The sequence below is a fragment of the Bartonella propinqua genome, assembly GCF_047263965.1.
GTDB lineage: Bacteria > Pseudomonadota > Alphaproteobacteria > Rhizobiales > Rhizobiaceae > Bartonella.
Genome location: NZ_JBLEBK010000003.1, coordinates 191344 through 211197, shown reverse-complemented (window position 1 = coordinate 211197; position 19854 = coordinate 191344). Strand labels below are relative to the sequence as shown.

Sequence of the window (19854 nt, the reverse complement as noted above, 5' to 3'; positions counted from 1 at the left end):
TTCATTTAAACAGGAACCAGCAAAAGGTCAAACGAATTCGTTTAAACTTGTTAGTTTTTCCTTTGTGATTACTATCGTATGTTAACGGAACCATTTTAGTCATTTAATAAAAGAACAAAAATGATTTGAAAATAGGAAAAGTAGTAAGAGAAATCAAAGATACAAACAGTAAATGTTACGCAGCTGATGTGGTTGCCATTTAGCTTTTGTGTTACTTGCTTTGTAATTTCTGGACAGTATTTTTGAGGAAAATTGTTTCATTGTACTTAATAATTTTTTATGTTTTAGCGTTTTGTGATCGCGTTGATAATGGTATCAACATTATGTTTCATCATATCGAGATAAGTTGCAGCGGGACCATTTTTATTTGACAAAGCATCGGAATACAGTGTGCCACCAATTTTTAAACCTGTTTCTTTCGAAATTTGTTCTATGAGACGGGGATTGGAGATATTTTCAACGAAGAGTGCAGCTGCTTTATTCGTTTTAATTTGTTTGATAAGTTTTGCTACATCAGCGGCAGTAGCTTCAGCTTCTGTTGAAGCACTTTGAGGAGCAAGAATGGTAAAATCATATTCTTGAGCAAAATAACCGAAAGCGTCATGGGAAGTGATAATAATACGCTTATCTCTTGGAATGGTAGCAATTTGTGTTGTAATAATTGTTTGCACCTCATGAAGCTTTTGGATGTAAGCATCAGCATTTTTTCTGTAGCTTGCACAGGATGGTTGATCGACTTTACAGAAAGCCATGGCGATATTTTTAATATAAATTTCGACATTAGGGATAGTTTGCCAAGCATGTGGATCAATGTTGCTGTGATGGTTATCCCGTTTAACGTCATGTTCTTGATTTTTGATTTTGAGGAGGGGGATGTTGGCGCTAACTTCGACAAGAAGTGCGTTTGTATCGCTTGCAGTGATAAGCCGATCAATAAAATCTTCTAAATGAAGACCGTTGATAAAAATAATATGAGCATTTTTAAGAGCTTTTGCGTCACGGGGTGTAGGGTTATAAATGTGAGTATTTGCGTTGGGGCCAACAAAAGTGGTTATAGAAATGTGGTCGCCTCCTACATTTTTTATTAAGTCTGCAAGAATAGAAAAGCTCGCAACAACCCTGATCTTATTATGCACAGAAGCGGAAGATGGGAAAGGGGAAAACAAAAAGAGAGTTCCTAGCAAAATAACTTGTTGAACAAATTTAGACACATTATTTCCTTAAGATAAAGGGGAAGTATAAAATAAGGTGGGGGAACCATGCTACAATAAAACCGCGTGGACTTATGAGGCAGGAAAGAAGATAAATAAATCCTGCGGCAATAATGATAGCAGGGCCAGAAGGAAGTGATAGATGAAAAGAAAGCAGTAGACCACATATGCTAGCAACGATTCCCAAAATGATGGAAAGTATGCAAATAGGACCTAAGCGCGAAAGCCAAAAACGGGCTGTAATAGCTGGGATCATCATAATGCCGACAGAGAGTAATGTTCCAAGTGACTGGAAACCGCCCACCAGATTTAACACCACGAGTCCAAGCAATGATATATGAACATATTTGCTTAATGGGGAGAGTGATTTAAAAAATAAGGGGTCAAAGCTTTCTATGATAAGAGCGCGCCAAAAAATGCAGAGACTGCACACTGTGATCAGCATTATAGCGGTGATGAGGTGAAGAGCCTGTGTATTAATAGCAAGTACTGAACCAAATAAGAGGTGGAGAAGGTCAATCATTGAATCTTTTAGTGAAACAATAATGACGCCTGCTGCTAGTGCAATGAGATAAAAGACCGCCATTGATGCGTCTTCTTTTTGGACGCTATTTCGTGAAATCAAGGCAGTTGCTACTGCAACGATAATACCAGCTAAAACTCCACCAAGTGTCATAGATATGAGAGAGAAGCCACAAAAAAGAAAAGCTGCAGCAACACCAGGAAGGATGGCGTGAGATATAGCATCTCCTGTTAAACTCATTCCACGTAGCATCAAAAATACCCCAATGGGACAGGCGCTGATGGACAAAAGAATCGCACCGATCAGGGCGTTTTGCATAAAATGGAAATCAATGAAGGGTGCAAGAAAAAATGCGTACACGTATTACAATCCAGTATAGTGAGAATCATTGATGGGAAGGCATTGTTTTAGTGGGTTGCCATGAAAAGAGTTAGGTATGAGAGGTGACATAACATGATGGGTGTCGCTGGTGAAAAATTGTGCGGTTTCCCCATAAAAAGCATTTTGTTTGTTAATTTGAATCATGTGAGGAAAATGTTCTTGCACAATAAGGGGGTCATGGAGTGCTGTAAGAATTGTTCGGCCTTGTTGCTGCCAATAAGTAATCAATGCAAGAAGGTCTTTTTGAGTACTACGATCTACACCATTGAAAGGTTCATCAAGTAAGATAATGTCGGCATCTTGTACAATGACACGCGCGAAAAGGGCGCGTTGTAATTGACCACTTGATAGCGCATCAAGCGATCTAGTTGCCAGTGCTGTGAGTCCAACCATTTCAAGTGCATTCTGAACTTTATATTGATAAGGACGCTGTTTTTTCCACAGTCCGCAAAAAGACCATAATCCTGTTTTTATGAGCGTTTCTACATCAATTGGAAATGTTCTGTCGATGTTGCACTGTTGGGAAAGATAAGCAATACGACTTTTTTTTAATTTTGTAATTTTACCGCTTATGGGGTTAATTAAACCAGCAATGGCTTTAAGCAGTGTAGATTTTCCAGAACCGTTGTCACCCGTTATTGCAACTAACGAGCCAGCTATCAGCTTTGCGGAAAAGTTCTTTATTGTTACCCTGTTTATGTAACCTAATGTTATATCATCGAAGAGCAGACTCATAACCTATACCATTTTCATTATTTTGCCCAAAATAGCTATGTTATATAATTACACATGTCAATAAAATGTTATATAATTACATATATTTTGGGAATGAGTGGAGTTAAAAGTTTCAGTGGCGAGCCGTGAAAAATTAAAAAGCTGTGGTTGAATGCTTCTTGATGAGGTGGAGCCTATAGAATTGTTAGCGATTCTAATTTAAAATCACCAAATTTATTAAGTACAAAAAAGAATAGTAGTGTATTTTTTTATATTTAAATGTTTTTTTGAAGAATAAAGTAATCTTTTTACTGAAGTCTCTTTTTAAGGAAAGCTTTTTAGTCAGTTAATTTATATCATAAAAAAAGCAAATAAAGATGCGTAAGAATGGCGGCTTGGGGAGCGGGTGTACTATATTGTTGATTTTTAAAAGGGTAGAAGGAGGGAAGTATAATGCAAGCAAGCAATTATTTTATAATTGAGGGAAGAATTCATTATTTAAGTTGTAAGGTAATCATGTATTCTCATCATAATTTTTTTAAATTATTGATGTAGGGATATGGGCATTTAAGTTATAGTTCAGAATGCTATATGTTATTCGAATTAGAGTATGGCTACGTATGTTGTGGCTGCGTGCATTTATGTAGAAGTGCTGATTTTTTGTTATTTTTGATTCTGCGAAATTGTTAATATTAACTCTTTTAAGGGGCTGTTAGAATTGTGAAAGTTGAAGAGATGTCGGTTATTATTTATAGCAAGCCGTTTTGTGTTCAATGTAATGCAACTTATCGTGCCTTTGAGGCTAAAGGCATTGAGTATCGTGTTGTTGATATTTCCCGTGATGAACAAGCATATAGCTTTATTAGATCTCTTGGGTACCGTCAGGTTCCAGTGGTTGTTTGTGGTGAAAATCATTGGTCAGGATTTAGACCAGATATGATTAATGGTCTTTGTGGTTAATGAGGTTTATGATTAATGGGGCTTATTGTTTATTATTCGAATGCAACAGGGAATACTGAGCATTTTGTCTCTCGGATTGGCCAACGACTTTTCAAGATTGATAAAAAAAAGCCATCTGTATTAGTTCATGAGCCTTATGTATTGGCTGTCCCTACATATGCAGATGGTGAAGGGAGAATGGCTGTGCCGAAAGCCGTTATTCATTTTCTCAATGAAGTAGAGAATCGTAAATTAATTCGCGGTGTTATCGGCGGTGGGAATCGTAATTTTGGTCGTAATTATGGTTTAGCCAGTAAGATCGTTTCTGAAAAATGCCGTGTGCCTTGCCTCTACCGTTTTGAATTACGTGGGACAGATGAAGATGTTATTTATGTTCAAAAAAAATTAAAAGAATTTTGGAGAGATAAAAAAATAAATTTCAGCACTATATCGTAATTTTGTCGATATTATAATTTGAAATGTTGGGCGAGTGCATGCAAGAAATGTTGGGCGAGTGCATGCAAGAAATGTTGGGCAAGTGCATGCAAGAAATGTTGGGCAAGTGCATGCAAAATTTGAAATGTTTAGCAAAATGTTATATAAAAATATTGATAGACTTGAATTATAGTCCACTAGATTATAATTCATATAATCTAGATTATATGAATTATAATATTGACAAAATTACGATTAACAATATCTACAAAATATACTTTGTAGTACTGAAATAAAAGGGGTAGATAATATTTTGGAACTGGGAGAAAAAGAAGCTATCTCTTTTAAGCATGATATCGATAAAGTTATTGATTATCATGCATTAAATGCGATGCTTAATCTTTATGACGACAATGGTCATATTCAGTTTGATATGGATCGACTTGCTGCACGACAGTATTTTCTCCAGCATGTTAATCAAAACACAGTTTTTTTTCATAATCTCAAGGAAAAGATAGATTACTTGATAGAAGAAGGCTATTATGAAAAATCTTTGTTTGAGCTTTACGACTTCTCTTTTATCAAAAAACTTTTTAAACGCGCTTACGCATTTAAGTTTCGCTTTCCTACTTTTTTGGGTGCTTTTAAGTATTATACAAGTTATACACTAAAAACTTTTGATGGAGAGCGCTATCTGGAGCGTTATGAAGACCGTGTTTGTCTTGTGGCTTTATATTTAGCGCAAGGCAATAAGGCTTTTGCTGAGAATCTTGTGGATGAAATTATTACAGGGCGGTTTCAACCTGCAACACCGACATTTTTGAATGCAGGAAAAAAGCAGCGCGGCGAATTGGTGTCGTGTTTCTTGCTGCGTGTTGAAGATAGTATGGAATCGATAGGTCGTTCGATAAATTCAGCTTTACAGCTTTCGAAACGCGGTGGAGGCGTGGCGCTGTGTTTAACGAATTTGCGAGAAGCAGGGGCACCAATCAAGAAAATAAAAAATCAATCTTCAGGTATTTTGCCTGTAATGAAACTTTTGGAAGATTCCTTTTCTTACGCCAATCAACTTGGTGCGCGACAGGGTGCGGGTGCTGTTTATTTGCATGCGCACCATTTAGATATTATGAAGTTTTTAGATACAAAGCGTGAGAATGCTGATGAAAAGGTCAGAATTAAAACTCTTTCGCTTGGTGTCGTTATTCCAGATATTACTTTTGAGCTTGCGCGTAATAATGAAGATATGTATTTATTTTCACCTTATGATATTGAACGCGTTACAGGCCAATCTTTTAGCGATATTTCTTTGACGGAGCACTATCGGTCTTTTGTTGATAATGCAGAGATTCGTAAAAAGAAAATAAGTGCGCGTGTCTTTTTCCAAACATTAGCAGAAATTCAATTTGAGTCAGGTTATCCATATATTTTGTTTGAAGATACTGCTAACCGCGCCAATCCGATAGCTGGACGTATTGTTATGAGTAATTTATGTTCAGAAATTTTACAGGTGAGTGAAGCAAGTGAACTGGAAACGGATTTAACGTATCGCACCGTTGGAAGTGATATATCTTGTAATCTTGGTTCAATGAATATTGCAAAAGCAATGGAAAGTGATGATTTTGGGCGAACAGTGGAATCTGCTGTCCGTGCTCTCACAGCTGTTTCCGATATGAGCGATATTGCTTGTGTACCTTCTATTGCGAAGGGCAATGCTGAAAGTCATGCAATTGGTTTGGGACAAATGAATTTGCATGGTTTTTTAGCGCGTGAACAGATTTATTACGGGTCTCCAGAAGCGATTGATTTCACCAATATTTATTTTTATACTGTGGCATATCATGCAATACGTGCTTCCAATTTGATTGCACGTGAGCGTCAAAAAATGTTTGCAGGGTTTGAAAAGTCAACTTATGCAGATGGCAGTTTTTTTGCAAAATATATTGAGAAAGAATGGAAACCACAATTTCCGCTTGTGCAAGAGCTTTTTGCGCGTAACAAAATTGTGATTCCGAACCAAAAAGATTGGCAAGAACTTAAAGAGTTAGTTGTTAAGTACGGGCTTTATAATCGTAATCTTCAAGCAGTGCCACCTACGGGATCTATCTCTTATATTAATCACGCAACATCTTCTATTCATCCGATTGCTGCAAAGATTGAGATTCGCAAAGAAGGAAAAATTGGACGCGTCTATTATCCCGCTCCTTACATGGACAATACGAATTTAAACTTCTACCAAGATGCTTATGAGATTGGTCCTGAAAAAATTATTGATACTTATGCTGCTGCTACACAGCATGTTGATCAGGGTCTTTCGTTAACGCTGTTTTTTCCTGATACTGCTACTACGCGTGATATTAACCGTGCACAAATTTATGCTTGGAAAAAAGGTATAAAGAGTATCTACTATGTGCGGTTGCGACAAGTGGCGTTGAGTGGAACACAAGTGGATGGCTGTGTTTCATGCAGTCTGTAGGAGATAGTTTATGACAAAGATTACAACCAAGAATCCTGTTGTTTCTGCTGTGAATTGGAATAGATTACACGATGAAAGGGATCTTGAAGTTTGGAATCGTTTAACTGGAAATTTTTGGTTGCCTGAGAAGGTTCCGCTTTCTAATGATATCCCTTCATGGGCAAGTTTGAAGGAGGAAGAGCGCAAGCTAACGATTCGTGTTTTTACAGGGTTGACTCTTTTAGATACAGTTCAAAATACAGTGGGAGCCATTTCACTTATGGCTGATGCGATAACAGAGCATGAAGAAGCAGTGTTAACGAATATTGCGTTCATGGAAGCGGTTCATGCGCGCTCTTATTCTTCTATTTTCTCAACTTTGTGTTCAACTGTAGAAGTAGATGATGCTTTTAGGTGGTCAGAAGAAAATGTTCATTTGCAAAAAAAGGCTAGACTGGTACTTGAACGTTATGAAGCGGATGATCCACTAAAGAAGAAAATTGCTTCGACTTTACTTGAAAGCTTTTTATTTTATTCTGGTTTTTATTTACCTATGTATTGGGCAAGTCGTGCTAAATTAAGCAATACAGCTGATCTAATTCGGCTTATTATTCGCGATGAAGCTGTACATGGTTATTATATAGGTTATAAATTTCAATTAGGGTTTGCGAAACTGGATGAAGCCAAAAAGCAAGAAATAAAAGATTTTGCTTTCGACTTGCTCTTTGACCTTTACAATATTGAATGCAAATATACTGAAGATCTTTATGATTCTATTGGGCTGACGGAAGATGTTAAAGTTTTTCTGCATTATAATGCGAATAAGGCTTTAATGAATTTGGGTTTTGAATCTCTTTTCCCCCCTGAAGTTTGTCGTGTTAACCCAGCTATTTTGGCAGCTTTATCACCGAGCTCTGATGAAAATCATGACTTCTTTTCAGGTTCTGGTTCTTCCTACGTTATTGGCAAGGCAGTTGCTACCGTAGACGATGATTGGGAATTTTAATGATTGTATGTAAAGAGAAGTCCGCGGGGTATGTCACATAAATCTTTGCAAATCTTTAGACACTGAAAGCCATTTTTTTCAAATAAATCGCAGACTTTTTTTTCTTGAGAGTAGCCGATTTCGACGGCTACATAGCCTTTTTCATTTAAATAGTGCACCGCTTTGTGCGCGATTTTTCGATAAAAATCAAGACCATCTTTCCCACCGATTAGCGCACGTAATGGGTCATGTAGACGCACTTCCTTTGCAAGATTTTTTATATCTCGTTCTGGAATATAGGGTGGGTTAGAAATAATGAGATCAAATCGATTCGTGACAGAATCAAACCAATCACTGAGAAGTGGTGTAAAACGATGTATAACTTTCGCATTTTCTGCATTTTTTATAGCGGTTTTGAGAGCATTTTCAGAAATATCAACAGCTACTGCATAGGATTGAGGAATTTGTTTAAGAATTGCAATAGCGATGGCACCACTGCCTGTTCCCATATCAAGCAGCGTTGTTTTTCCTGATTGTTTTACATATTTTTTAAGGAGAGGTAAGACAAGATCCACCAACGTCTCTGTGTCAGGTCGTGGCTCGAGTGTGTCTTGCGATAATACAAAGGATATTCCGTAAAATTCTCGTTTCCCTATGATACGATACACGGGTTCGCCTGCAATACGTCGTTGCACAGCTTGTTCTAATCGTACTATTTGCTCAGGAGATAAACGCAAATTTGGTCGAGTAATTCTATCAGATGCATTTGTATTCGTTATCCATTCAACAAGTATTTTGGCATCAAGATTAGCTTCAGAAATTTTATGGTAGCGCAATTTTTCTTGAGTTTGCTGAATGATTCTATCGAGAGAATAATCATTCATTCATTAGCACCCATTTCAGTAAGAAGAGTTGTTTGATAATCAGATATGAGCGCATTAATAAGCTCATCAATATCTCCTTCTAAGATGCGGTCAAGTTTATACAGAGTGAGATTAATACGATGGTCCGTGACACGCCCTTGTGGAAAATTATAGGTGCGAATGCGTTCTGATCGATCACCAGAGCCAACTTGATTTTTGCGAGATGCTGAGCGTTCACTTTCTGCTTTTTGTCGTTCTATATCGAATAAGCGTGCACGTAAAATTTGAAGTGCACGTGCTCGGTTTTGATGCTGTGATTTTTCTGCTTGCACTACCATAATTCCTGTTGGAATATGTGTAATACGAACAGCTGAATCAGTTGTATTGACATGTTGTCCTCCTGCTCCAGAAGCACGCATTGTATCTATGCGGATATCTTCAGGGCGAATCTCAATGTCAATTTCTTCAGCCTCTGGAAGTACTGCAACGGTTGCTGCAGACGTATGAATGCGTCCACCAGTTTCTGTTTCAGGGACGCGTTGTACACGATGGACGCCTGATTCAAACTTTAGTTTAGAAAAGACACCTTTGCCTGAAACAGTAGCAATAATCTCTTTATATCCACCAACTTCGCCCTCATTGAGCGAAACAACTTCAACTTTCCAGTTATGAGAAGCTGCATAACGTTCATACATGCGGAAAAGATCACCTGCAAAAAGTGCTGCTTCTGATCCGCCTGTTCCTGCTCGAATTTCAACAATAGCGCTTTTTTCATCAGCAACGTCTTTAGGCAAAAGAAGAATCTGGAGCTCTTGTTCAAGTTGTTCCGTTTTTTGATATAACGATGGAAGCTCTTCTTGGGCAAGATTGCGCATATCCACATCCGTTAATTTGTCATTTATGATGGTGTCCAGCTCTGTGATTTCTGTGTAAAGAGCGCTTAATGTTCGTATAGAAGTAACAATTGGCTGTAATTCTGCATATTCAGAAGCTAATTTTACATAAGTTTCAGCGTTTGGGCTTTTAGCCATTTGACTTTCAATTATTTCAAAGCGCTTTTCAAGTTGTCTTATACGATCTTGTGGCAAGGAAACCATGATAATATTAGCCTAATTTATTAAGTATTGGTGACCGATTATTTTATAGCATCATATAGAAGGGGGCAATAAAGCAGGAAAGCTTTTTTGCCAATGAAAGTTATAGTGTAGGTTTTATTATGGACTTATGTAAATCCGATTTGTATGAAGAGTTTTCTGATTATATGTATGAAATCATTTATTTAAGGGTTGCATTTTTTCCCATAAAGTTCAAAACGACGATGAATGATATTATAACCAAGAGATTTTGCAATTTCTTCTTGTAGTTTTTCAATCATATCAGATTGAAATTCTATAACTTTTCCTGTTTCTACATCAATAAGGTGATCATGATGCTTTCCATCTGCTTGCTCAAAACGAGAAGGTCCACCACTAAAGGTGTGGCGATGGATTGCTCCATTTTCTTCTAATATTTTCATGGTTCGATAAACAGTCGATAAAGAAATACTAGAATCTACTTTATTGGCACGCTGAAAAATTTCAAACGCGTTTGGATGGTCGTTTGTGTCGATCAAAATATCAAGAATAATACGCCTTTGACGTGTTACTCTTAAACCTGCTGCGCGTAATTCTTTTTCATAATTTTTCTTATTCATTTTAATTGTTTACTTTTCAGACGAAAGCTCCGTGGCAATGTTTGTATTTTTTCTTTGAACCACAAGGACAACGTTCATTGCGTCCAACTTTTCCCCATGTAGTTAAATCATTAGGGTCGCGGTCATTTGGATTAACAAACCTATTCTCTTGTGACTGCGTCCACAAAATGGGATCATTTTTTTTCTCTTGGTCATTTAAGACAGAATCATCCGCGTTAGCGTGCATAGACATCGATTCTGTAGGTTGCTGAACGACCTCGAAACGCATGAGTTTAGAAATAACATTTCTGCGCAGATTTTTGAGCATAGTCTGAAAAAGCTCAAACGATTCTGTTTTATATTCATTGAGTGGATCCCGTTGTGCATAACCACGAAAACCAACGGCAGAACGTAAATGATCTAAATTTACCAGATGCTCACGCCATAATATATCAATGGTTTCGAGTAATACAGCTTTTTGGAAATAAGCCATAATTTCTGGAGAATAGCGTTCAGCACGTTCGTTTTCAAGTTTAATAACAGCATCTGATACGCGTTCTAAGATTTGTTCTGCAACAATTCCATCTTCTTTTGCCCATTCTTCTACTGGAAGCTCCAAATTGAAGAGCTGATGAAGTTCTTCTTGAAGTGCTTTTACATCCCATTTTTCAGCATATGTTTCAGATGGTATGTGGATTTCTACGAGATCTTCGACGACTTCATTGCGCATTTCAACGATCATTTCAGTTAAGTCATCGATGTTCATTATCTCCATACGCTGCTCAAAAATAACTTTGCGCTGGTCATTCATTACATCATCGTATTTTAATAAATTTTTACGAATTTCAAAATTTCGTGCTTCGACTTTTTTTTGCGCTTTTTCAAGAGCTTTATTAATCCATGGATGCATAATGGCTTCATTTTCTTTCAACCCAAGTTTTTGTAGCATGCCATCCATACGGTTTGAGCCAAAGATACGCATAAGATCGTCTTGGAGAGAGAGAAAGAACTTTGAGCGACCAGGGTCGCCTTGGCGACCAGAGCGTCCACGAAGTTGATTATCAATACGACGACTTTCATGGCGTTCAGTAGCAATAACGTAAAGACCACCAGCTGCTAGTGCTTTCTCTTTGAGCTGTTGAACATCTTTTTTTATTTTTTCGATTTTAGCAGTCCGCTCTGTTCCTTCAGGGATGTCTTGTAATTCTTGTCGAATGCGCATTTCGACATTTCCACCGAGCTGTATATCAGTACCGCGACCAGCCATATTCGTTGCGATAGTTAAAGCTCCAGGAACTCCTGCCTGTGCAATGATATATGCTTCTTGCTCATGATAGCGGGCATTCAGGACTCTAAAATCGGTAATACCTTCTTTTCGTAAGCGTTCTGCCAATAGTTCTGATTTTTCAATAGAGGTTGTTCCAACAAGAATAGGCTGTCCTTTTTCGTGCGCCTGACGAATATTATCTATAATAGCACGATATTTTTCTTCTGCTGTTCGGTAGATTTCATCATCTTCATCACAGCGTTGTATTGGTAAATTTGTAGGAACTTCAACAACGTCAAGACCATAAATATTATTAAATTCTTCGGCTTCGGTTGTAGCAGTACCAGTCATACCAGACAATTTTCTATACATACGAAAATAATTTTGGAAAGTAATAGAAGCTAATGTTTGATTTTCTGGTTGAATAGCAACATGCTCTTTGGCTTCTAGTGCTTGATGAAGTCCTTCAGAGTAACGCCGTCCTGGCATCATACGACCCGTAAATTCATCAATAATAACAATTTCATCATTGCGAACGATGTAATCCTTATCGCGGACGAATAACTTATGGGCTTTGAGAGCGTTATTGACGTGATGGACGATCATGACATTCTCTATATCGTAGAGACTCTCACCTTTAAGATGCCCAGCCTGTTCGAGCATTTTTTCAATTTTTTCAGTACCGATTTCAGTAAAAGTTGTTGTTTTTTGTTTTTCATCTATTTCGTAGTCTTCCGGAGTTAAGGCAGGAATAAATGTATCAATAAGGTTATAAAAATCGGTACGATCTTCTAGAGGACCAGAAATGATAAGGGGAGTACGCGCTTCATCAATGAGGATAGAATCAACTTCATCGACGATTGCATAATGATGTTCACGTTGAACCATTTGACTGCGATCAAAAGCCATATTATCACGGAGATAGTCAAAGCCCAATTCGTTATTGGTTGCATAGGTGATGTCACATGCATAGGCTGCTCGGCGAGCATCATTATCAAGATTATGTAGAATCACACCTGTTGTTAGTCCTAAAAAACCGTAAATTTTTCCCATGGCTTCAGCATCACGACTAGCAAGATAATCGTTTACCGTAACAACATGAACGCCTTTCCCTTCTAAGGCATTGAGGTAGACTGGCAGCGTTGCCATTAATGTTTTACCTTCACCAGTACGCATTTCAGCAATACCTCGGTCATGAAGTACCATTCCACCAATGAGCTGTACATCAAAAGGACGCATATTATAAACACGCTTTGCCGTTTCACGGACAGTTGCAAACGCTTCTGGTAGGAGTGAATCAACGGTTTCGCCTTCAGCTAATCGCTGACGAAATTCATCAGTTTTTTGGCAAAGTTGTGTATCACTTAACTTTTGGAATTGTTCTTCCAAAGCATTAATTTTTACGACTTTTTGACGAAAAGCTTTGAGACGACGTTCATGAGTAGAGCCAAAAAGACTACGTGCAAAAACACCTAAACCGACCATTTCTGGTCCTTTCCTTTATTGATTATCACTACAATTGGATGTTTCATATGTTATCCCCATACTCCGCATCCTCTAAGGTGTTTAATATAACCAGATGCAGATGCTACTATTTATTATATTTGTTTGTGCGTAACTTTTCACTTAAAATTACGAAGTAGAGATAAGGAGCTAAGTGCACTATGTCAACTTTAGTAATGCTATTTAGTTGACATAATTACGGAGTAATTTAGGGTATAATATGACATTTTTCTATATCATCATGTTTTCAGCATCATAAAGTGCGATAAGATAGACTAAAATAAGAGGAAAAGTTTATATTTTTTTACAACATTACCAATTTATTTATCTATGTTTAGAGATGTAAAGTGTTATGATAAAAACTGAAATTTGAGCATGCGTCTATTTTTAAGGAGTATATTTATGAAATTTAACTTTATCACGCTGTTTTTGATATCAGCTTTATTGGCGAGCACAAGTTTGGGGGTGGCTGCTCAAAAAAGCGCAGAATCTACTCCAAATGATTTAAAAACTTTGGAGAAAGATTCTGAAAAAACAGTTGCTGCTTCTCATGTTATGGCAGTTATTGATGGGAAGGAGATTACAGCAGGGCAATTGGATGAGTTAGCACTTGAAATAAATCCTAACTTAGCGCGTATTCCTGATGAACAACGCCGTATAACGGTTTTAAAAGCCTACCTAGATATGCAAGTACTTACTAAAGCGGCAATTAGCAAAGGTCTTGATAAGACTGAAGCTTACGATAAACGTATGGCTGTGATGCGTGATAATGTTCTTCAGCAGTTGTATTTTAAACAGATGGTTGTTGATCAAATTTCAGATACTGATTTGGTAGCTCTTTATGATAAGGAAGTTGCTGCTTTGCCCAAAGAGGATGAAGTGAAAGCGCGCCATATTTTGGTTAAAACAAAAAAAGAAGCAGAATCTATCATTACGCGTTTAAATAAGGGGGAAAATTTTGAAGAAGTTGCAAAAAAGAACTCAACAGATGGTTCTGCTTCTGTTGGAGGCGATCTTGGTTACTTTAGTCGTGGTCAAATGGTCAAACCTTTTGAAGATGCTGCATTTGGTTTGAAAGTTGGAGAATACACCAAAAAACCCGTTGAAAGTCTTTTTGGTTGGCATGTTATTAAGGTAGAAGACCGTCGTTTAAAACAACCTCCTGTATTTGATGATGTTAAAGAGATGTTGCGTACACAGCTTATAAAGGAGCGCTACCAAAAGCTTATTACTGATTTACGCAGTACGATAAATGTAAAATATCCTGACGCTAATGTTGAAAAACTTATGCAATTACCTCATGAAAATGGTATGTCGTTTCCAAGTGAAGCATCTAACGAAGAAGAAGCAGAATAGTATTTTTCAAGGCTGGGCAATTTGATACATTGACTTTATTAAAGAGCTCAGCAACTTTTTTGCTAGAAGTTGTTTTTTCGTAATCATTAAATTGCAAGCAGCTTCATTTATTTTTATGGGAGACGTGTTGTGATTTTAAAACTATTGCCTTTGTCTCCCCTAAAAATACCAAAACTTCTGCCATTGTCTGGTGTGCGGATAGCAACAGCTGAGGCTGGGATTAAATATAAAGGTCGTACAGACCTTCTTTTCATTATCTTCGATGAGCCAGCAAGTGTAGCAGGTGTTTTTACACGTTCAAAATGTCCATCTGCTCCTGTGGATCATTGTCGTGCCTCGCTTCTTCATGGAATTGCTAGGGGGGTTGTTGTTAATTCTGGGAATGCAAATGCCTTTACGGGACGAAAAGGAAAGCAAACAACAAATGCAATAACGTGTGCTGCAGCAAATGCTTTAAAGGTTAAAGAGAACGAAATTTTCGTAGCTTCTACAGGTGTTATCGGAGAGCCAATGGATGCGTCCTGTGTTATAAACCTTTTACCAGATATGGCTAAGACAGCAAAAGAAGGAAATTGGTTGGAGGCTGCAAAAGCCATTATGACAACGGATACATTTCCAAAACTTGCTACACGTAGATTTGATTGTGGAGGAATAACTATTACCATTAACGGGATTGCAAAGGGTGCTGGTATGATTGCACCAGATATGGCAACGATGCTATCTTTTGTGGTGAGTGATGCGGCAATTTCTTCAGATATCCTGCAAGCCATGTTATCAGAAGCGGTTCAGGGTTCTTTTAACTCGATTACTGTCGATAGCGATACTTCAACATCAGATACACTCATGTTGTTTGCGACAGGAAAAGCAAAGGGAAATTTCCCCTGTCTCACAAGTAAATCTGATTCGCGTTATGAGATATTTTACAAGCAATTAAGTGAGCTTTTGCGTGAACTTGCGTTACAAGTTGTTTGTGATGGTGAAGGTGCCCGTCATTTAATTGAGGTAAATGTGATTGGTGCTACAACAGACAATGCTGCCAAGACTATTGCTCTGTCCATTGCAAATTCACCACTTGTAAAAACAGCTATTGCTGGTGAAGATGCTAATTGGGGGCGTGTGGTTATGGCGGTTGGTAAGGCAGGGGTTGAAGTAGATCGTGATCTGTTGACTATTTGGTTTGGTGAACATCGCTTGGCTATCAATGGTGAACGTGATCCTGAGTATAATGAAGAGACAATTGATGCTTATATGCAAGGTAAACACATCACAATTCGTGTTGATATCGGTTTGGGCAGCGGTAAAGCAACAGTTTGGTCTTGTGATTTGACGAAGGAGTACGTTATGATCAATGGTGATTACAGAAGTTAGTTAATCTGCCATAAGTTTAACATAGCGATATCTGCATCTGTATATTCTTTTGGGAATTAGGTATGCGAATCTTTTCGTTTTAGAGTGGAGATTTATGGTAAAAGAAATGATTATCCTTATTATGCCTGTGGGAGAGCGGTATGCGTATAAAAAATGCACTTCTTCTTGTCGTTGCATGCGCATTGTTGGATCAAGATAATCGTGTTTTGCTTACAGAACGTCCTCAAGGAAAATCACTAGCTGGTTTATGGGAATTTCCTGGTGGAAAGGTTGAGAAAGGTGAAACTCCAGAAGCATCATTGATTCGTGAATTAGAGGAAGAGTTAGGTGTTCATGTTCAGCCAAATAATTTACTACCTTTAACATTTGCGAGCCATGCTTACGAAACATTTCATCTCTTAATGCCATTGTATCTTTGTTATCATTATGAGGGTGTTGCGCAAGGGCGGGAAGGGCAAAATTTAAAATGGGTTTTTATTGGCGATCTTGATAATTATCACATGCCTGATGCTGACAAGCCATTGATTCAAGTATTAAAAAATTTTCTTCTTTAATGTGTTTGTGAGAAAAGTATGTCCACAGATAAAAGATGCCTCGTTTCATGAGGCACTCATGATGAAGAGAGCTCTAAAAGACTCTTTTTGAAGAAGAGTTTTTGTGGTTATTGCTGAAGATTATTCCATTTTTGCGTGAGCAACTGTTTAATCAACACCGTAATAATTCTTACTGTATCATCGCATATTGAAATTTAAAGCAGACTATTTGTATTGTTTGTCTGGTAAAAGTTAAAACAACTATTAATATACAAAAAAGTTCTTCTAACCTATAATTTCAAAAAATAATGACTTCATGAAATTGTAGCAAGCTTTATAGTTTGTTTCTAGATATTACATATTGATTTTGAGCTATGCGTTATTTTTTATATAAAGCACAACGATAGTGGGTATAAATTATGGCATTTAATTTTTTTATTAATTTGTTTCTATTTATTATTTTTTTGTTATTGCTTTCTCAAAGTAAAAAAATGAAATGGAGTCTCTCACTACGTGTTATACTAGGTTTAATCCTTGGCTTGATTTTTGGCAGTGTTTTACAGATTATTTATGGAGAGGGTGAAACCACCCTGTTACAATCTGTTGAGTGGTTTAACATTGTTGGAGATGGCTATATTTTGTTACTGCAAATGATTGTTATGCCACTGGTTTTTATCTCTATCGTTTTAGCAGTCGCTCATCTGCATTCTGTTGAATCTATTAGCAAAATTAGTATAATGGCAATCTCAATATTGCTTTTTACAACTGCTATTTCAGCGCTGATTGGCGTATTTGTGACTAATTTTTTTGGATTAACAGCGAATAGTCTGGTAGATGGTGGGGAAAATGTTTCTACTGCTCTTTGGTCCCACATTTCTCAACTTGGAGATATAAGCGTACCGAAGATGATTTTATCTTTGATTCCTACAAATCCATTTGCTGAGTTAAGCGGAGTCAAGCGTACGTCAATTATTAGTGTTGTTATTTTTGCAACATTTTTGGGTGTTGCTGTTATTCATTTAAGGAAAGATGATTCTGATAAGGGGGAAAAAGCTCTTTTATTCATTCAGGTCGCACAATCTTGGATTATAAGGTTAGTCCGTATTGTGATTTCTTTGACACCTTATGGTGTTTTTGCACTTATGACTAAGCTAGGAGCAACCTCAAATATTGCAGATATTTATAAATTACTGATTTTTGTCATCGCTTCCTATGTTGGTATTATCCTCATGTTTGGGGTTCATGGTGTGTTGCTTGGCATATCAGGAATTAATCCATTTCGCTTTTTCAAGAAGGTTTTTCCTGTTTTGACATTTGCTTTTAGTAGTCGTTCAAGTGCTGCGAGTATTCCTTTGAATATTGAGGCGCAAACGCAGTGGATTGGTGTGCCACAATCAATTGCGAGTTTTGCAGCCTCTTTTGGGGCAACGATTGGACAAAATGGTTGTGCGGGTCTTTATCCAGCGATGCTTGCGACCATGATAGCACCATCTGTGGGGATTAATCCTCTCGATTTTACTTGGGTTGCGACCCTTGTTGGTGTTGTCACATTGAGTTCTATTGGTGTTGCTGGTGTTGGTGGTGGAGCTATTTTTGCTGCATTGATTGTATTACCAATTATGGGATTGCCTGTTTCTTTAGTTGCTGTACTCATTTCTATTGAACCTTTAGTTGATATGGGGCGTACAGCTCTAAATGTAAGCGATTCAATGCTGGCTGGAACTATCACAAGTCAGATGTTACGTACAACGGATAAAAGCATTTTTGAGAAATAATTTTTATGTTGAAGAGCTATAATTTCTTTGGTTTTTTTCCTAACACATCTACAAGAGATATTTGAGCTGAGCCTGGCTGTAGAGGCTTTTGTTGATTGTGGTGAGGTGCCCAACCAGAGAGCCAAATGAAAGAAAAATTTGCGCGAATGCGACCATCGGAATCACTAAACCGTTCTGCATAAATTTCAGCAGCGCGAAGGAAAAAGCGTCTAGACACGGGGCGTCGTGAGCGATTGATGAGTGCATTTTGCATTCCCATAGCTTTAAGGTCATACATAAGGTCAAACATTGTATTATAGCGTGTCGTCACATTTTCAATATCCGCGACAGGTAGAGCAAAGCCAACACGTTGTAAAAGAGCTCCTGCATCACGAATATCAGCAAAGGGATAAATCCTAGGGCTTGTTCCACCATAAATTTCAATTTCAGCCTGTAGTAAGCATTCACGCAATTCTACTAGCGTGCCAGCTCCTGCCATAACAGCAAGAAATAAGCCATCTGGTTTAAGAATATTTTTTATCTGACTAAGAACGCCAGGGGTATCATTGGTCAATTGTAATGAAAGGGGAGAAACAATAAGATCACAATAATTTTGAGGAAAGTCAAGAATTTCTCGATGACGTAAATGAAATTTTTTGTCGTGACTCTTGTAGAGCATGTTTGTTTCAACGCGCTCTACAGAACAAACTTTACCAGATCTCATCAAAGTTTGCGTAGCAAGTCCAGTATGACCGTGTAAATCTAAACCTAGTGTAAAAAGACGATTAATAGTACGAAGACGTTTATAAAGATCCTCAGCTATGTGAGACAATAAAAAGTCGTTTCCTTTTTTTGCTTTTTGGAAAGCACGTTTGCGGTATTGTTCAATACGAGTATAATCAAAAATTAAAGGATGCGACATGTTATTGAATGCTTTCGATTTATGATATGGTATATTTTGAAAAGGTTCATTTTTGCGTAAGCTATGTCAAGTTTATGATGTGAAATAAAAGCAGATTTATAAGAATTAAAAATTTTTAAAGACATTAAATTCTAAAATACGAAGGAGGTTTTTTTGCACAAGAAGGATGTAAAAGCCTAAATTGATGATATTATACTTTTCAGCAGTGGCTTTAAATGGCGGGGGTATATTGAATAATTTCATTGAGCGCTTGATAACAATTTTATATCCACCTATTTGCCCTAAGTGTCAACAAAGAGTTTCCGCTTATGGTACTGTTTGTTCTGAGTGTTGGAAAGATCTCCAATTTATCACGAAACCTTATTGTCCTGTTATGGGGATTCCTTTTGTTTGCGATATGGGAGATGGTTTTCTCAGCGGTGAGGCTATTCAAAATTCTCCTCCTTTTTCGCGTGTTCGCTCGGTTTTAGTTCATAAGGGGGTTGCACAAGTTTTAGTAACACGATTAAAATATGGCGATCATATAGAATTGGCATCTTTTATGGCTAATTGGATGGTGTTTGCTGGACGTGAAGTGATTGATGATTGTGATATCATTATTCCCATTCCGTTGCATTTTCGTCGTTTTTTTAGGCGGCGTTATAACCAATCTGCTGAACTTGCTCGTTATATTGCAGCAACACAGAAAAAAATTTTTAAGCCTAGCTGGCTTGTACGTTGTCGGCATACGCGTCCACAGGTTAGCTTATCTACTAAGGAACGAAAATTGAATGTGCGGAACGCTTTTAAAGTACCTTGTAAAGTTAAAAAATATATAGAAGGGTGTTCTATTTTGTTGATTGATGATGTTTTTACGACGGGTGCAACAGTTACAGCGGCAGCTGCAACGTTAAAACATGCAGGTGCGCGGCAAGTTGATGTTCTAACATTTTCACGTGCTTTAAAAGAGGTTTCTATTTTTCCTGATTCTTAAAAG

Annotated in this window: 17 protein-coding genes; 9 read left to right on the top strand and 8 right to left on the bottom strand. The window is 37.5% G+C overall.

The window, feature by feature from the left end:
• Positions 1–284: 284 nt before the first annotated feature.
• From ACMFKV_RS03815 to ACMFKV_RS03805, 3 genes are read right to left on the bottom strand one after another with little or no spacing between them, the layout of a single operon-like run.
• Entirely contained in the window at positions 285–1211 is a 927-nt protein-coding gene (locus ACMFKV_RS03815) for a metal ABC transporter solute-binding protein, Zn/Mn family (protein WP_413154537.1), read from the bottom strand.
• A gap of 1 nt (position 1212) precedes the next feature.
• Positions 1213–2094: a metal ABC transporter permease gene (locus tag ACMFKV_RS03810; protein ID WP_336287992.1), complete on the bottom strand. Its 882-nt coding sequence runs from the start codon at positions 2092–2094 to the stop codon at positions 1213–1215.
• Positions 2095–2097: 3 nt separating this feature from the next.
• On the bottom strand, positions 2098–2850 hold the full coding sequence (locus tag ACMFKV_RS03805; protein WP_413154536.1) for an ABC transporter ATP-binding protein: 753 nt from the start codon (positions 2848–2850) through the stop codon (positions 2098–2100).
• A gap of 714 nt (positions 2851–3564) precedes the next feature.
• Here ACMFKV_RS03805 and nrdH point away from each other — a divergent pair.
• The 4 genes from nrdH (at position 3565) to nrdF (ending at position 7661) form a co-directional block, all read left to right on the top strand.
• Entirely contained in the window at positions 3565–3789 is a 225-nt protein-coding gene (nrdH, locus tag ACMFKV_RS03800; RefSeq protein WP_336288041.1) for a glutaredoxin-like protein NrdH, read from the top strand.
• A 15-nt stretch (positions 3790–3804) separates the two neighbouring features.
• Positions 3805–4224, top strand: coding sequence for a class Ib ribonucleoside-diphosphate reductase assembly flavoprotein NrdI (gene nrdI / locus ACMFKV_RS03795; RefSeq protein ID WP_413154535.1), 420 nt, complete (start codon positions 3805–3807; stop codon positions 4222–4224).
• A gap of 370 nt (positions 4225–4594) precedes the next feature.
• Positions 4595–6676, top strand: a complete 2082-nt coding sequence (gene nrdE, locus ACMFKV_RS03790) for a class 1b ribonucleoside-diphosphate reductase subunit alpha (RefSeq protein ID WP_413154563.1) — start codon at positions 4595–4597, stop codon at positions 6674–6676.
• Between the two features lie 10 nt (positions 6677–6686).
• Positions 6687–7661: a class 1b ribonucleoside-diphosphate reductase subunit beta gene (gene nrdF, locus ACMFKV_RS03785; RefSeq protein WP_336287989.1), complete on the top strand. Its 975-nt coding sequence runs from the start codon at positions 6687–6689 to the stop codon at positions 7659–7661.
• Here the strand turns inward: nrdF and prmC are convergent.
• The 4 genes from prmC to secA form a co-directional block, all read right to left on the bottom strand.
• Positions 7658–8524, bottom strand: coding sequence for a peptide chain release factor N(5)-glutamine methyltransferase (prmC, locus tag ACMFKV_RS03780; protein ID WP_413154534.1), 867 nt, complete (start codon positions 8522–8524; stop codon positions 7658–7660). The two genes, nrdF and prmC, sit on opposite strands and share 4 nt — an antisense overlap.
• Positions 8521–9600 carry a peptide chain release factor 1 gene (gene prfA, locus ACMFKV_RS03775; protein WP_413154533.1) on the bottom strand — a complete coding sequence of 360 codons (1080 nt, stop codon included), beginning with the start codon at positions 9598–9600 and terminating at the stop codon, positions 8521–8523. Before prfA ends, prmC begins: the two co-directional genes overlap by 4 nt.
• 182 nt (positions 9601–9782) lie before the next feature.
• A complete protein-coding gene (locus ACMFKV_RS03770; RefSeq protein ID WP_336287986.1) occupies positions 9783–10196 on the bottom strand; it encodes a Fur family transcriptional regulator in 414 nt (137 codons plus the stop codon).
• Positions 10197–10212: 16 nt separating this feature from the next.
• Entirely contained in the window at positions 10213–12927 is a 2715-nt protein-coding gene (gene secA, locus ACMFKV_RS03765; RefSeq protein ID WP_413154532.1) for a preprotein translocase subunit SecA, read from the bottom strand.
• Positions 12928–13347: 420 nt separating this feature from the next.
• Here secA and ACMFKV_RS03760 point away from each other — a divergent pair, with 420 nt between their 5' ends.
• The 4 genes from ACMFKV_RS03760 to ACMFKV_RS03745 all read left to right on the top strand — a co-directional run bounded on the left by ACMFKV_RS03760 (position 13348) and on the right by ACMFKV_RS03745 (position 17977).
• A complete protein-coding gene (locus ACMFKV_RS03760) occupies positions 13348–14301 on the top strand; it encodes a peptidylprolyl isomerase (RefSeq protein WP_413154531.1) in 954 nt (317 codons plus the stop codon).
• Between the two features lie 129 nt (positions 14302–14430).
• Positions 14431–15669 carry a bifunctional glutamate N-acetyltransferase/amino-acid acetyltransferase ArgJ gene (gene argJ / locus ACMFKV_RS03755; protein WP_413154530.1) on the top strand — a complete coding sequence of 413 codons (1239 nt, stop codon included), beginning with the start codon at positions 14431–14433 and terminating at the stop codon, positions 15667–15669.
• 140 nt (positions 15670–15809) lie between these two features.
• Positions 15810–16223 carry an 8-oxo-dGTP diphosphatase MutT gene (gene mutT, locus ACMFKV_RS03750; protein ID WP_336287982.1) on the top strand — a complete coding sequence of 138 codons (414 nt, stop codon included), beginning with the start codon at positions 15810–15812 and terminating at the stop codon, positions 16221–16223.
• 398 nt (positions 16224–16621) lie between these two features.
• The gene (locus ACMFKV_RS03745) at positions 16622–17977 is read left to right on the top strand and encodes an L-cystine transporter (protein ID WP_336287981.1); all 1356 of its coding nucleotides are present in this window, start codon (positions 16622–16624) and stop codon (positions 17975–17977) included.
• Positions 17978–17993: 16 nt separating this feature from the next.
• On the opposite strand, the gene ACMFKV_RS03740 is transcribed toward ACMFKV_RS03745, so the two are convergent.
• Entirely contained in the window at positions 17994–18878 is an 885-nt protein-coding gene (locus ACMFKV_RS03740) for a methyltransferase domain-containing protein (RefSeq protein ID WP_336287980.1), read from the bottom strand.
• A gap of 184 nt (positions 18879–19062) precedes the next feature.
• On the opposite strand from ACMFKV_RS03740, the gene ACMFKV_RS03735 reads away from it, so the two are divergent.
• Entirely contained in the window at positions 19063–19851 is a 789-nt protein-coding gene (locus tag ACMFKV_RS03735; RefSeq protein ID WP_413154562.1) for a ComF family protein, read from the top strand.
• Positions 19852–19854: the final 3 nt, after the last annotated feature.

Coding starts and splice junctions, on each gene's coding strand:
- ACMFKV_RS03770 (WP_336287986.1), bottom strand. CDS start 10,196: ATGAATAAGAAAAATTATGAAAAAGAATTACGCGCAGCAGGTTTAAGA.
- ACMFKV_RS03805 (WP_413154536.1), bottom strand. CDS start 2,850: ATGAGTCTGCTCTTCGATGATATAACATTAGGTTACATAAACAGGGTA.
- nrdF (WP_336287989.1), top strand. CDS start 6,687: ATGACAAAGATTACAACCAAGAATCCTGTTGTTTCTGCTGTGAATTGG.
- nrdE (WP_413154563.1), top strand. CDS start 4,595: ATGCTTAATCTTTATGACGACAATGGTCATATTCAGTTTGATATGGAT.
- prmC (WP_413154534.1), bottom strand. CDS start 8,524: ATGAATGATTATTCTCTCGATAGAATCATTCAGCAAACTCAAGAAAAA.
- secA (WP_413154532.1), bottom strand. CDS start 12,927: ATGGTCGGTTTAGGTGTTTTTGCACGTAGTCTTTTTGGCTCTACTCAT.
- nrdH (WP_336288041.1), top strand. CDS start 3,565: ATGTCGGTTATTATTTATAGCAAGCCGTTTTGTGTTCAATGTAATGCA.
- ACMFKV_RS03745 (WP_336287981.1), top strand. CDS start 16,622: ATGGCATTTAATTTTTTTATTAATTTGTTTCTATTTATTATTTTTTTG.
- mutT (WP_336287982.1), top strand. CDS start 15,810: ATGCGTATAAAAAATGCACTTCTTCTTGTCGTTGCATGCGCATTGTTG.
- ACMFKV_RS03740 (WP_336287980.1), bottom strand. CDS start 18,878: ATGTCGCATCCTTTAATTTTTGATTATACTCGTATTGAACAATACCGC.
- prfA (WP_413154533.1), bottom strand. CDS start 9,600: ATGGTTTCCTTGCCACAAGATCGTATAAGACAACTTGAAAAGCGCTTT.
- ACMFKV_RS03735 (WP_413154562.1), top strand. CDS start 19,063: ATGATATTATACTTTTCAGCAGTGGCTTTAAATGGCGGGGGTATATTG.
- nrdI (WP_413154535.1), top strand. CDS start 3,805: ATGGGGCTTATTGTTTATTATTCGAATGCAACAGGGAATACTGAGCAT.
- ACMFKV_RS03760 (WP_413154531.1), top strand. CDS start 13,348: ATGAAATTTAACTTTATCACGCTGTTTTTGATATCAGCTTTATTGGCG.